Source organism: Methylobacterium sp. 88A, assembly GCF_000376345.1.
Taxonomy (GTDB): domain Bacteria; phylum Pseudomonadota; class Alphaproteobacteria; order Rhizobiales; family Beijerinckiaceae; genus Methylobacterium; species Methylobacterium bullatum.
Genome location: NZ_AQVT01000001.1, coordinates 3614161 through 3627484, shown reverse-complemented (window position 1 = coordinate 3627484; position 13324 = coordinate 3614161). Strand labels below are relative to the sequence as shown.

The following is a 13324-nucleotide window of genomic DNA, read 5'->3' as shown; positions in this document are numbered from 1 at the left end:
AATGACTTGACAGGCTGTTGCCAACCGATTCGCTCGATTTTGCGAATTTGGCGGATGCCGCGAAGATAACCTTTCCAACGAGGCCATCGCCGGCTACCAATCACGAAGCCGCACCCGATTCCGAGTCGCGGACCTCTCTATCCTCCTCTCAACGCCCAACTCTCGAGGCGCGCGTGCTGTCGCGCCGGATCCATCAATGATGCCTTCTCCCACCGTCCCGGATGCCGTCTATGGTTCACCTCCCGCCGAACTCGCCGACGTGTCCGCAGGAGCGGCCCAACTCTCGCCGCTGATCCCCGGATCGGTCCGGCTCGAGGACATCGCCGAGGGCAGCCTCGAGAGCGTGACCATGCTGGCCCCGGCGGGGACGATCGAGCGGCGCTACGCACTCTCCCTGTCGTTGCGCGCCCTGCGTCCGGGCGGTCGTCTGCGTGCCCTGGCGCCGAAGGACAAGGGCGGCGCCCGCCTCGGCCGAGAGCTGAAGGAGTTCGGCTGCGAGCCGGCCGAGACCGCCAAGCGGCATCACCGGATCTGCGAGGTCGCCCGGCCCGCCGCGATCATCGACCTCGACGAGGTGATCCAGGAAGGCGCCCCCCGTCATATCGACAACCTCGCCCTGTGCACGCAGCCCGGCGTCTTCTCCTGGGACCGGCTCGATCCGGGCACGGCGCTGCTTCTGGCCAACCTGCCGGCCCTGTCCGGCCGGGGCGCCGATTTCGGCTGCGGTATCGGCGTCCTCGCCCGTGCCGTCCTCGCCTCCCAGGGGGTCACCGCGCTGACCCTGATCGACATCGACCGGCGCGCCGTGGAGATGGCCCGCCGCAACGTGGGCGATCCCCGCGCCGACATCCGCTGGGCCGACATCCGCTCCACCGACGTCACCCTGGAGCGTCTCGACTTCGTGGTGATGAACCCGCCCTTCCACGATGGCGGGATCGAGGATCGCTTCCTCGGCGAGGTCTTCATCCGGCGCGCCGCCGAGACGTTGAGGCCAGGCGGCACGCTCTGGCTCACGGCCAACGCGCACCTGCCCTACGAGGCACCCCTGAAGGCCGCCTTCAAGGCCGTCACGCTGAGGGCCTCGGCCGGCGGCTACAAGATCTACGAAGCGCGCAAGTGAGCGTGTCTTCGTGAGCAAGAGCCCGAGCCTCAGGCTCGATCGCCTGCTGGCGAATCTCGGTTACGGCTCGCGCCGGGAGATCGGCCTTCTCGCCAAGGCCGGCCTCGTCGTGCTCGATGGCGCGCCTTTGCGGGACGCGAGCCAGCGCATCGCCGCGACGCCGGATCTGTCGGAGCGCATGGTCGTCGATGGCGATCCCCTGGATCCGCCGCCCGGCCTCGCCTTGATGATGAACAAGCCGCTGGGTGTCACCTGCTCCCACAAGGAGGCCGGTCCCCTGGTCTACGGGCTCCTTCCAGAGCGCTGGCGAAGGCGCGACCCGGCCCTCTCCACCATCGGCCGCCTCGACAAGGAGACCTCCGGTCTCCTGCTCCTCACCGATGACGGGCCGTTCCTGCACAAAGTCATCTCGCCGAAATCGAAGGTCGCCAAGCGCTACCGTGTCGTCCTCGACCGTCCGCTCAAGGGCGACGAGGTCATGGTGCTGGGCAGTGGCTCGATGCTGCTCGAAGGAGAGGACAAGCCGCTCCTCCCGGTGGAGATGGAAGTCGAGGACGAGACCCATGTGGTCGTGAACCTGCATGAGGGCCGCTATCATCAGGTCCGCCGTATGTTCGCGGCGCTCGGCAACCACGTCACCGCCCTGCATCGCGACCGCATCGGCGGCCTGACCCTGCCGGCCGACCTGGAAGCCGGCGCGTACCGCATCCTCACCAAGGGGGATGTCGCGGCCTTGTTCGGCAAGGCACCAGCTGCCTGATTCGCTGCCTGCGATGTCCTTCGCATAGCCTTGCCTCGGCAGATATCCTCTGCTAAGGCCCCGCCCATTCCACACGCGGAGCCGGCCTCATGCCTGAATGAGGCGTTTCCGGTGATCGTTCCTTTCGAGGGGCGGTCGCTTCCTCCGCGGCGGCATCAACCGGAAGAGAAAACGATCATGGCCGTTGATTTCACGATGCGTCAGCTCCTCGAAGCGGGCGCCCATTTCGGACACCAGTCCCACCGCTGGAACCCGAAGATGCAGACCTACATCTTCGGTACCCGCAACAACATCCACATCATCGATCTGGCCCAGACAGTGCCGGCTCTTCACCAGGCCCTCCAGGCCGTGAGCGACACCGTGGCCAAGGGCGGCCGCGTGCTGTTCGTCGGTACCAAGCGTCAGGCCGCCGACACGATCGCGGAAGCCGCCAAGCGTTCGGCTCAGTACTACGTCAACTCCCGCTGGCTCGGCGGCATGCTGACCAACTGGAAGACCATCTCGGGCTCGATCGCCCGTCTGCGCAAGGTCGATGAGACCCTCGAAGGTGGTGGCCAGGGCCTCACCAAGAAGGAGCGCCTGATGCTGTCCCGTGAGAAGGACAAGCTCGAGAAGGCTCTCGGCGGCATCAAGGACATGGGCGGCGTGCCCGACCTGCTGTTCGTGATCGACACCAACAAGGAGCAGCTCGCGATCAAGGAGGCCCAGCGCCTCGGGATCCCGGTGGCGGCCATCGTCGACACCAACTGCAACCCCGACGGCATCACCTACGTCGTGCCGGCGAACGACGATGCCGGCCGCGCGATCTCGCTCTATTGCGACCTCATCGCCCGCGCCGCCATCGACGGCATCTCGCGTGGCCAGGGCTCCAGCGGCGTCGATCTCGGCGCCTCCGAGGCTCCCGTCGCCGAGGAACTCCCGCAGGAAGAGGCTGCCATCTCGGTGGAATCCGGTGCTCTCGACCCGGCCGACGTGGCCGCCCTCGTCGAGTCCACCGAGCATTTCGAACTGCTCTCCGCTCCCCGCGGCGCTCCGGACGACCTGTCCAAGCTCCACGGCGCCGGCCCGCAGATCGTGCAGAAGCTCAACGATGCCGGCGTCTACCATTACTGGCAGATCGCCGCGATGACCGACGCGGAAGTCGCCAAGGTCGATGCCGACCTGAAGCTCAACGGCCGTATCAGCCGCGACGGCTGGGTCGATCAGGCCCGTGGCTTCGCCGAGGCCGCTGCCGCCGTTTGATCGCACAGGCATCCCGGTGACGGGACGCCGCCGCTGACGTCGAAACCATCCCCGAAGCCCGGCGCTGACCCTAGCGTCGGGCTCCTTTATCATTTGAGACAGACCCGAAGAGAGGACTCGCCATGGCCAACATCACCGCCGCATTGGTGAAAGAGCTCCGCGAAAAGACCGGCGCGGGCATGATGGACTGCAAGGGCGCACTCAACGAGACGAACGGCGACATCGAAGCCGCCGTCGACTGGCTGCGCAAGAAGGGCCTCGCCAAGGCCGCCAAGAAGGCCGGCCGCGTCGCCGCCGAGGGCCTCGTGGCCGTCGAATCGTCGGGCCATCACGCCGCCATCGTCGAGGTGAATTCCGAGACCGACTTCGTCGCCCGCAACGACAGCTTCCAGGGCTTCGCCCGCGAGGCCGCCAAGCTCGCCCTCGACACCGACGGCACCCTCGAAGGCCTTGAGGCCGCGCACTTCCCCGGCGGCTCCACGACGATCAAGGAGACGCTCTCCAGCCTCATCGCCACCATCGGCGAGAACATGACCGTGCGCCGCGTCGCCAAGCTCGACGTGACCAAGGGCGTGATCGCGTCCTACGTCCACGCCCAGGTCGCCGACGGCCTCGGCAAGATCGGCGTGCTGGTGGCTCTCGAATCGGAGGGCGATGTGGAGGTTCTCTCCACCCTCGGTCGTCAGATCGCCATGCACGTCGCGGCCACCAACCCGGTGGCCCTCGACGCAGCGGGCGTCGATCAGGCCGTGCTGGAGCGTGAGAGCAACATCCTGCGCGAGAAGAACGCCGGCAAGCCGGACCACGTGCTCGCCAAGATCGTCGAGAGCGGCCTGAAGAGCTACTACAAGGAGGTCACCCTCCTGGAGCAGCCCTTCGTCCATGACGGCTCCAAGACGATCACGCAGGTGCTGAAGGAAGCCGAGGGCAAGGCCGGTGCGCCGGTCAAGCTCACGGCCTTCGTGCGCTACGCCCTCGGCGAGGGCATCGAGAAGGAAGAAGCCCCCGATTTCGCTACCGAAGTCGCCGCCGCCGCCCGCGGCTGATACGTCGTTCGATCCGAGACGGGTCTTGATGTGAAACGGGCGGCGGCAGCGATGCCGCCGCCCGTTTCGCGTTTCCGGTCCCCCGGCCTCGTCGCGTCTCTCCACAGGTTTGGGAGCGTGATGGGGGATGACGCGCTAACGGCGTCCTGCCCCTCGACCTTCGCGACCGCCTTGCGATAGACAGCGGACACTTCCGATTGGATCGTTCGGCCTTGCGCCGGTGCTCGAGGGGACTGGCGCCATGTCGAAGACCAAACCGTTTCGCCGCGTGCTCGTGAAACTGTCGGGCGAGGCCCTGGCCGCCCCGGACGGGTATTGGCTGCATCCCCCGCTTCTCGCGGCCCTGGCGGACGATATCGCCAAGACCCTGGAGGCCGGCTTCCAGGTCGCCCTCGTCGTCGGCGGCGGCAACATGATCCGGGGCGCGCGCATCTCGTCGGCGGGCTGGATCGACCGGGCCACCGGCGACTCGCTGGGCATGATCGCCACGGTGATGAATTCCCTCGCCCTGGAGACGGCGCTCAATGCCGCCGGCGTGCCCGCCCGCACCATGTCCGCCGTGTCGATGCCGACCATCTGCGAGACCTATGCGCGCCAGCCGGCCCTGCACCATCTCGACAAGGGCCAGGTGGTCGTCCTCGCCGGCGGCACCGGCAACCCGTATTTCACCACCGACACCGCCGCCGTCCTGCGCGCGGCCGAACTGCGCTGCGGAGCCGTGCTCAAGGCGACCCAGGTGGACGGAGTCTATTCGGCCGATCCGAAGAAGGACCCTTCGGCGGTGCGTTTCGATCGCCTGACCCATGACGATGCCATCGCCCGCGATCTCAAGATCATGGATACCGCCGCCTTCGCTCTCGCCCGCGAGAGCCGCATCTCCATCGTCGTCGGCTCGGTCCACGCGCCGAGTTCGGTGACCGCGATCCTCACCGGGAACGCCCCTTCGACGCATGTCGTGCCCTGACGGCACCCTGTCTCAAGTATCGGATTGGCCCCGCCGAGTTGATGCGCGGCGGTCTGTCAGTCGATCGATGCTTCTGCCCACAGGGTTTCTTGAGGATTTTAGGTCGTCCTGGGAAAGGGAGCGCCTGCCGCACGCCCGAAGCGGCTACCGAGCATAGTCGATGCCCTTGTCGCAGATCGTTTTCTATAGCCGGAATCTCGTCAAGCTGACGGGTGGTTCGATGCGCGACATGGTCCGGGACATCCTGGCCTCCTGCAGCCGCTACGATCGCGCGTCCGGCATGACCGGGGCCCTTGTGTTCAACGAGGATTTCTTCCTGCAGGCCATGGAGGGCGAGGCATCGACGATCTCGGAGCAGCTCTGGACTCTGGCGGCGGACAGCCGTCACAGCGGCATGGTCCTCGTCTCGGCCGCCCCGGTGCAGCAGCGTTCGTTGGGGGGATGGACGGTGGGTTATGCCGGCCGTTCGGAGGCCCTCAACGCCCTCTATCTCCAATACGGTCCCACCGCGAAGTTCGACCCCACGGAGATGTCCGCGACGTCCATCATCGCCCTGCTCCGGGCGTTCACGGAGCTCGATGCGAGCCATTTCGTGCAGCGCTCGGGCCAGACGGGGATCGTGGCGATGAAGCCGGTCGCGCGATAGGCCGATCGCGAACCCGGCTCGCACCGGCGATTTGATCCGCCGCAGCTGCGAACGCCATTTGCGACCTGTCGGATTTTGGTTCATTGAGGCCGCACGCACGGGCCCCGGCGGCCCAACGCCCTTTCTCCCTAATTTCGTCGGGACACACAGTATGGCGACCCCAGAGTTCGACCTGAACGATATCAAGCGCCGGATGCAGGGCGCCGTGAGCGCCTTGTCGAAGGATCTCGGCTCCCTGCGCACCGGACGCGCCACTCCGAGCATCCTCGATCCGATCAACGTCGATGCCTACGGGTCGTCGATGCCGATGGCCCAGGTCGCCACGGTGAGCGTGCCCGAACCGCGCCTCCTGTCGATCTCGGTCTGGGACCGGAGCATGGTCGCTGCCGTGGAGAAGGCCATCCGCGAATCCGATCTCGGGCTGAACCCCCAGACCGAAGGCCAGACCATCCGCCTGCGCGTGCCGGAGATGAACGAGCAGCGCCGCAAGGAAATGGTCAAGGTCGCCCACAAATACACCGAGGAGGCCCGCGTCGCGGTCCGCCACGTCCGCCGCGATGCGCTCGACCATCTCAAGAAGCTCGAGAAGGACAGCGCCATCAGCGAGGACGACGAGAAGCGTCAGGCCACCGAGGTGCAGAAGGTGACCGACCAGCACATCGCCGAGATCGACGGCGTTCTCGCCTCGAAGGAAAAGGAAATCATGCAGGTCTAGGTTTCGGACAAGTATGGAATCGACGGAATCAGGGACGGGGAGAAGCGCGTTGGGTCGCTCAGAAGGCGCGCGTCAGATCGAGGTATCTGCGGCCGGGGATAGGGATGCGGCCGCTGCCACGGTCGGCCTCGCCTCGCGGGATGCCGCGCCGTCGGGGGCCGGCCCGTCTCCCGTCACCCGTCCGGCGGCACCCGCCCATGTGGCCATCATCATGGATGGCAACGGCCGCTGGGCCGCGCGCCGTGGTCTGCCGCGTGTGGAGGGGCATCGCCGCGGCGTCGAGGCCGTCCGCCGCGCGGTCCGCTCCGCGATCGAACTCGGCGTCTCCTATCTGACGATCTACAGCTTCTCCTCCGAGAACTGGCGCCGGCCGCCGGCCGAGATCGCCGATCTCATGGGCCTGCTGAAGCTGTTCGTGCGCCGCGACCTCGCCGAGCTCCACGGCAACAACGTGCGCGTCAAGATCATCGGCGCCCGCGAGGGCCTGAGCACCGATATCGCCGCCCTGCTCGACGAGGCCGAGTCGCGGACCCGCGGCAATACCGGCCTCACCCTGGTGATCGCCTTCAATTACGGCGGGCGCCAGGAGATCCTGCGGGCGGTCCGGACCCTGGCCCAGGCCGTGGCCGACGGGCGGATGAGCCCCGCCGAGATCGGCCTCGAAGCCATCACCCAAGCCCTCGACACCACCGGCATTCCCGATCCCGACCTCGTCATCCGGACCTCCGGCGAGCAGCGCCTGTCGAACTTCCTCACGTGGCAGACGGCCTACGCCGAATACGTGATCGTGCCGGAATTCTGGCCGGATTTCGATCACGCCTGCTTCCATGCGGCCATCGACGAGTATCATCGCCGCGACCGCCGCTTCGGTGGCCTCAGCGGCAAGGCCGGGTGATGGTCTCGCCCGGCGACGCGGCGTCCGCCCCGAGGCGTGGCCCCCTCGGCGGCCGCGAGTTCCAGCTGCGGACCGCGTCGGCCATCGTGCTGGCGACCATCGTGCTCACCACGCTGTTCCTCGGCGGCTGGGCCTTCGCCGCCATCTGGCTCGTCGCCGGCATCGTCTTCGCGGGCGAATGGATCACGATCAGCCGGATCGCGCCGCTCAGGCCTACCGTTGCGATCACGGGCCTGGGGCTGGCCGGCCTCGCCCTCTGCCTGCGCCTTGATGCAGCGCCGCCGATCTGGCTCGCGGTCACCGGCGCCGCCCTCGTGGCGCTCCTCGTCACCGCGAGGGATTCCGGCGGGCGGGGCCGCGTCCTCATCGGCTTCCTCAGCGCCGCCGTGCTGGCCCTGGTTCCCCCGGCCCTGCGCGACGACCCGGCCATCGGCATCTTCGGCCCGGCCTGGATGTTCGCCGTGGTCTGGTCCACCGACATCGTCGCCTACATCACCGGCCGGACCTTCGGCGGACCGAAGCTGATGCCGTCCGTGAGCCCCAAGAAGACGTGGTCTGGGTCCCTCGGCGGCCTCGCGGCGGGCATCGCCGCCGGCACCCTGCTGGTGATGGCCGCGCGCTCGCAGGGGTGGAGCAGTCTGGCGAATGCACCCCTCGTCGCGGTCGCCATCACGAGTGCCCTCGCGTCCATCCTGAGTCAGGCCGGCGATCTCGCCGAATCAGGTCTCAAGCGTCATTACGGCGTCAAGGATTCGGGCCGTTCGATCCCGGGCCATGGCGGCGTCATGGATCGGCTCGACGGCTTCTTTGCCGTGGCCGTCCTCGCCGGCCTCTATCTCATCGCCCACCGCCTGGCGGTGGTCTGAAGGAATCGATTCGTTGACCCATACCGTCACCATCCTCGGCGCCACCGGGTCCATCGGTCGTTCCACCACCGACCTCTTGGCGCAACATCCCGGGCGGTTCCGGATCGGCGCCCTCGTCGGTGGTCGCGACGCCGCCGCTTTGGCAAAGCTCGCCCGTGAGATCGGCGCGGATTTCGCCGCGCTCGCCGACGAGAGCCAGGGACCTGCCCTGCGCGAGGCGCTCTCCGGCACCGGCATCGCCAACGGGGCAGGCGATAGCGCCGTCCTCGAGGCGGTGGCCCGTGACGCTGACATCGTCGTGGCGGCGGTGAGCGGCGCGGCCGGCCTGCGGCCGACCCATGCCGCGCTGCGCCTCGGCCGCACGGTGGCGCTCGCCAACAAGGAGAGCCTCGTCTGCGCCGGCGATGCGTTCATGCGCGATGCCGCGCGGTTCAAGGCGACGCTGCTGCCCGTGGATTCCGAGCACAATGCGCTGGCGCAGGCTCTCGGAGACGGCCGTGTCTCCGACGTGACCAGGATGACCATCACCGCCTCCGGCGGCCCCTTCCGCACCTGGACGAAGGAACGCATCGCGGCGGCCTCACCCACCGAGGCCGCGGCTCATCCGACCTGGTCGATGGGGATGAAGATCAACATCGATTCGGCGTCGCTGATGAACAAGGGCCTCGAACTCATCGAGGCGCATCACCTGTTCGCCATCGAGGCCGAGCGCCTCGACGTGATCGTTCATCCGCAATCCATCGTGCACGGCCTCATCACCTGGCGCGACGGCGCCGTGACTGCCGGTCTCGCCATGCCGGACATGCGCGTCCCCATCGCCCATTGTCTCGGTCTCGGCGACCGCCTGACCATCGAGCGGGGACGCTCCCTCGATCTCGCCGCCGTCGGCAGTCTCACCTTCGAGGCGGCGGACGAAGCGCGCTTCCCCTGCCTGCGCATCGCCCGCGCGGCGCTCGCGGAGGGCGCCGCCGCCCCGACGGTGATGAACGCCGCCAACGAGATCGCGGTGGCCGCCTTCATCCGTGGAGAAATCGGTTTCTACGGCATCGCCGAATTGGTGGAGCGGGCCTGCGAGCATTTCGCCCCGGAGTATCGCAGCGCGCCCGCAGACGTGGACGAGGCTCTGGCCATCGACGCCCATGTCCGTGCCTGGAGCGCCAAGGCGCTGCCTTCGGCCGCCTGAGGTCAGCTCAGAACAGGACGAATCGCGGTTTCGCCGTCATCAGCCAGATGATGGCGAGCATGGCGGCGAAGGCGGGAAAACCGCAGGCGAACCAGATCCGGTACAGTCTGTGATAGCGCGGCGGCAGGGGCACTCCCGATCCCGCCGCAGCGCTGGCGAGATCGCGCAAGGTCGTCTGGATCCTGACGACCGGCAGCCAGAACAAGCCGATGACGACGTAGAGGATCAGCGACAGGGCGATCCATCCCTCGGAGAGGGGCCAGCCCACCGCGCGTGCCAGCAGCCAGCCCGTCAGCGGTTGGATGACCGCCGCCGTCGCCGTGAAGAGCGTGTCGGCGACGACCACCGTTCCCGCCACATGGGCGATCAGGTCGGGCCGTCCCGTGCGGTGCGCCATCGTCATGAAGAAGGCGATGCCGGCCCCGGTGCCCAGCAGGATCGTCGCGCCGATGACGTGCAGCCAGCGCAGGAGATCGACGTACTCCATTGAGGTCAGCGCTCGTCGGCCAGCGCATAGGCCACGAGGGCCAGCATCACCCCGGGCAGGGTCTTGAGATAGGCGCCGAGGGGATCGAGCCAGAGACCGGCGGCGATGGCCGAGCCGAAGAAGAGGTAGATCCCCGTCATCGCCGCCATGCCGAGGGCGGCGAGCGGCATGGTGCGCCTCACCAGGATCGCGGCCCCCAGCGCCAGGTCGACGAAAATCCCGGCGAGCACCGTGACCCGCGCCGTCACCGCATCGATGCCATGGGCGGTCATCGCCGCCATGGCGGCGTCGAGATGCGTCAGGGCAATCAGCCCCGAGAGCAGCCAGAACAGCGAGAGCGTGGCGAGGATCGCCGGCTTCAGGAGCCAGAGCCGGCCGAACCAGCGTTCCTGCACCCCGGACGGCATCCGGCGAAGGCTCTCCGACAGGGAGGAGAGCGGTGAGCCCGCGACCCGCTTCCAGGCGGTCGGGTCCCCGCTCACGCCGGCCTCGATCTGGCGCAGAGCCGTGATGCGGATGGGAGTCCGCCAGCCGAGTCGGCCGACGAGATCGCCCATGCGGAAACCGGCCCGGAGGAGCCAGGACGGGACCGGCAGCGCGAGCGGGGCCGGAGGGCGCCCGAGCCAGGCGCGGTAGGCCGCGACGATGTCCGGCAGGGTGTGGCCTTGATCCTCGACGAGGTCGTAGTGCGCCCGTACGGCGATCCCTCCCTCCACCGCGAGGAGGACCGCCCCCGCTACGTCCTGCACATGGACGGTCTGGATGGGCCGGAGAGAGGGCATCCCCGTGAAGGCCACCGGAAGCGACGCCAACCCGCGTATCAGGCCGGTGGCGCCGTAGGAGACGGGCGCGAGGACGAGGCCGGGCCTCAGGATCACCCAGTCGAGATCGAGGGCGCAAAGGGCCGCATCGGCCTCGGCCTTGCTGCGCATGAATTCGGTGGGGGCATCGGACGAGGCTCCCACGGCCGAGACCTGGACGATTCGCCGGATGCCCATCTGCCGGCAGCAGACGAACAGGGCGCGCATGGCGACCGCCTGGACGGCGCGGACATCGTCGCGCGGGCCGTCCTGCAAGGCGCCCGAGCAGTTCGCCACGGCGTCGAACCCGGTGAGGATCGTGGTCCAATCCGACGGCTCGGCCAGTCTCGCGATGTCGCACGCGATCCAGTCGGCATCGGGGTGACGCCATCGCGCTGACCGGACGTCCCGCCCCAGGCCCGTCACCGCATGGCCGGCGGCGAGGCAGCAGGAGACCACCGCCGAGCCGATGAGGCCGTAGCCTCCGAGAACCAGGATTCGCATCTCTCGGTGATCCACCGCTCCGATCGCGTCTCGGCCCACCCTTGCCGGCTTTGCCTGAATCAAGCGTGACCGTTCGCGAGGCGGAGACCCGTCAATCCTCGGGCCCGTAGGCCGCGAAGAACACGCGGATGGCCTCGCTCACGCGGGGCGCGATCTCGCCTTGCGTCACCGGACCGCCCGCCGCGAAGAGCAGGCGCGTCAGCAGCCCGGCCTGGCACAGATGCAGGAAGTGCTTGGCGGCGAGTTCCGTATCGGCGCGGCGCAGGCGACCCGCCGCCACCTGGCGGTCGAGATAGGCGGTGAGCCGCGCCACCCCCTGTGCCGGGCCGGCCTCGTAGAAGGCCTGGCCGAAGCGCGGAAACTTCTCCGTCGCCCCGATCACCATCCGGATGATCGCCACGTGGTCCGGACGGATCATGTGGACGAGGTAGGTCTCGCCGAGCCGGGTGAGGACCCCGCGCACGTCGGGATCGTCGGCATCGAGCTGGAATAAAGCCTCGGCGAGGCCGCGCTTCTCCTCCAGAGTCAGCGCCTCGAACAACGCCTCCTTGCTGTCGAAATAGACGTAGAGCGTGCCCTTCGACACGCCTGCCGCCTTGGCGATCTCGCCCATGCTGGCTCCGTCGAAGCCCGAGGCCATGAAGACCGAGCGCGCGCCGTCGAGGATCTGCCGACGCTTGTCGGTCTCCGCCGGGTTTCGCGCGCCCGTCCTGTCCGACGTCGGAACGTCCCCTCCGCCTGCCACCACCTCTCCCTCCGATTGACCGAACCGTTCAGTCATCCTAACTAGGTGCAATCGACGGCCTCGGTCAATCCGATGCCGAAATTGACCGAACGGTTCGGTCAACTCATTTGTTTCGGGACGGGATCATGTCTCTGCGTGACGATGATGGGCACGGCGACGCGTCCTCGGGGGCGGTCCATTCCGACGATACCGTGGCGCCGGTGGCCTCGCCGGCGATCCCCGTCGTGGCCGGACCGCCGACCGCTCAGCCGGCCGGAGCGGTCGCGTCACCTCCGAGGCGACGTCCTCTGCGCAAGGCCATCTTGGCGAGCCTCGTCGTCCTCGGCCTCGCCGGCGGCGGCTACAAGGGCTACGAATGGTGGACGGTGGGACGCTTCTTCGTCTCCACCGACGATGCCTATGTCCAGGCCGACATCTCGATCCTGGCGGCTAAGGTTTCCGGCTATCTCGCCGCCGTGCCGGTGATGAACGGGCAGGCGGTGCGGAAGGGCGACGTGATCGCCCGCCTCGACGACGGCGATTATCGCCTTGCTGCCCAAGCCGCGCATGACAAGCTCCTGACGCAGCAGGCCACCATCGCCCGCATCGGCCGGCAGGTGGAGGCCGCGCAGGCCCAGATCCTCCAGAGCGCAGCGCAGATCGATGCGGCCAAGGCCGATTCCATTCGCGCCGCCGCCGATTACGCCCGCCAGCAGCAGCTGGAGAAGGTCGATTTCGTCGCCAAATCGCGGATCGAGCAGGCCCTGGCCGATCGCAACCGCACCGAAGCCACGGTGAAGGGCGCCGAGGCGAACCTCGCCATGATGAAGGCCAATGTCGAGGTGCTGCGGGCTCAGGGCCGGGAGGCGGAAGGGCTCGCGGCCGAACTGAAGACCGCCGAGGACAGGGCCGCCCGCGACCTCTCCTTCACGGTGATCCAGGCCCCCTTCGACGGCGTCGTCGGCAACAAGGCCGTGGAGGCGGGCGCCTATGTCGCGCCGGGCTCGCGGGTCGCCGCCCTCGTTCCCCTGGAGAGCGTGCGGATCGACGCGAACTTCAAGGAGACGCAGGTCGAGCGAATGCATCCCGGTCAGCGCGTCCATATCGCGGTGGACGCCTATCCCGGTCGGGACATCGTGGGCGAGGTCGAATCCCTGTCGCCGGCCTCGGGCTCCGTCTTCAGCCTGCTGCCGCCCGACAACGCCACCGGCAATTTCACCAAGATCGTGCAACGCCTTCCGGTGCGGATTCATGTGCCGGCGGACGTCGCCCGCGAGGGGCTGCTGCGTCCGGGGCTCTCCGTCACCGTGCGCGTCGATACCCGCACCGGGGGCGAGCCCGTCCGCACGGCGTGGCGGCATTAGGGGCCGAT

General features: G+C 68.2%; 14 protein-coding genes. 11 read left to right on the top strand and 3 right to left on the bottom strand.

Annotation, left to right across the window (positions count from 1 at the left end; genetic code table 11):
* The first annotated feature begins 196 nt into the window (after window positions 1-196).
* The 10 genes from A3OM_RS0117335 to dxr all read left to right on the top strand — a co-directional run bounded on the left by A3OM_RS0117335 (window position 197) and on the right by dxr (window position 9437).
* A complete protein-coding gene (locus A3OM_RS0117335; RefSeq protein WP_018045037.1) occupies window positions 197-1120 on the top strand; it encodes a methyltransferase in 924 nt (307 codons plus the stop codon).
* 10 nt (window positions 1121-1130) lie between these two features.
* Entirely contained in the window at window positions 1131-1880 is a 750-nt protein-coding gene (locus tag A3OM_RS0117330; RefSeq protein ID WP_018045036.1) for a pseudouridine synthase, read from the top strand.
* A 177-nt stretch (window positions 1881-2057) separates the two neighbouring features.
* The gene (locus A3OM_RS0117325; RefSeq protein ID WP_018045035.1) at window positions 2058-3122 is read left to right on the top strand and encodes a 30S ribosomal protein S2; all 1065 of its coding nucleotides are present in this window, start codon (window positions 2058-2060) and stop codon (window positions 3120-3122) included.
* Between the two features lie 122 nt (window positions 3123-3244).
* The gene (gene tsf / locus A3OM_RS0117320) at window positions 3245-4168 is read left to right on the top strand and encodes a translation elongation factor Ts (protein WP_018045034.1); all 924 of its coding nucleotides are present in this window, start codon (window positions 3245-3247) and stop codon (window positions 4166-4168) included.
* A 241-nt stretch (window positions 4169-4409) separates the two neighbouring features.
* Window positions 4410-5132: a UMP kinase gene (gene pyrH, locus A3OM_RS0117315; RefSeq protein WP_018045033.1), complete on the top strand. Its 723-nt coding sequence runs from the start codon at window positions 4410-4412 to the stop codon at window positions 5130-5132.
* 166 nt (window positions 5133-5298) lie between these two features.
* Window positions 5299-5778, top strand: a complete 480-nt coding sequence (locus A3OM_RS24255; RefSeq protein ID WP_157196503.1) for a BLUF domain-containing protein — start codon at window positions 5299-5301, stop codon at window positions 5776-5778.
* Between the two features lie 151 nt (window positions 5779-5929).
* Window positions 5930-6493, top strand: a complete 564-nt coding sequence (frr, locus tag A3OM_RS0117305; RefSeq protein ID WP_018045031.1) for a ribosome recycling factor — start codon at window positions 5930-5932, stop codon at window positions 6491-6493.
* A 49-nt stretch (window positions 6494-6542) separates the two neighbouring features.
* Entirely contained in the window at window positions 6543-7388 is an 846-nt protein-coding gene (locus tag A3OM_RS0117300; RefSeq protein ID WP_018045030.1) for an isoprenyl transferase, read from the top strand.
* On the top strand, window positions 7388-8254 hold the full coding sequence (locus A3OM_RS0117295; RefSeq protein ID WP_018045029.1) for a phosphatidate cytidylyltransferase: 867 nt from the start codon (window positions 7388-7390) through the stop codon (window positions 8252-8254). The genes A3OM_RS0117300 and A3OM_RS0117295 overlap by 1 nt, the downstream gene beginning before the upstream one ends.
* A gap of 13 nt (window positions 8255-8267) precedes the next feature.
* The gene (gene dxr, locus A3OM_RS0117290) at window positions 8268-9437 is read left to right on the top strand and encodes a 1-deoxy-D-xylulose-5-phosphate reductoisomerase (protein ID WP_018045028.1); all 1170 of its coding nucleotides are present in this window, start codon (window positions 8268-8270) and stop codon (window positions 9435-9437) included.
* A gap of 7 nt (window positions 9438-9444) precedes the next feature.
* Here dxr and A3OM_RS0117285 read toward each other — a convergent pair whose 3' ends face one another.
* From A3OM_RS0117285 to A3OM_RS0117275, 3 genes are all read right to left on the bottom strand, one after another.
* Window positions 9445-9924, bottom strand: a complete 480-nt coding sequence (locus tag A3OM_RS0117285; protein ID WP_018045027.1) for a DUF2269 domain-containing protein — start codon at window positions 9922-9924, stop codon at window positions 9445-9447.
* A gap of 5 nt (window positions 9925-9929) precedes the next feature.
* A complete protein-coding gene (locus A3OM_RS0117280; protein ID WP_018045026.1) occupies window positions 9930-11228 on the bottom strand; it encodes an SDR family oxidoreductase in 1299 nt (432 codons plus the stop codon).
* A gap of 91 nt (window positions 11229-11319) precedes the next feature.
* Window positions 11320-12009 (bottom strand): TetR/AcrR family transcriptional regulator, encoded by a 690-nt coding sequence (locus A3OM_RS0117275; RefSeq protein ID WP_026176145.1) that lies wholly within the window; start codon window positions 12007-12009, stop codon window positions 11320-11322.
* A gap of 89 nt (window positions 12010-12098) precedes the next feature.
* Here A3OM_RS0117275 and A3OM_RS0117270 point away from each other — a divergent pair, with 89 nt between their 5' ends.
* Window positions 12099-13316: an HlyD family secretion protein gene (locus tag A3OM_RS0117270; protein ID WP_018045024.1), complete on the top strand. Its 1218-nt coding sequence runs from the start codon at window positions 12099-12101 to the stop codon at window positions 13314-13316.
* Window positions 13317-13324: the final 8 nt, after the last annotated feature.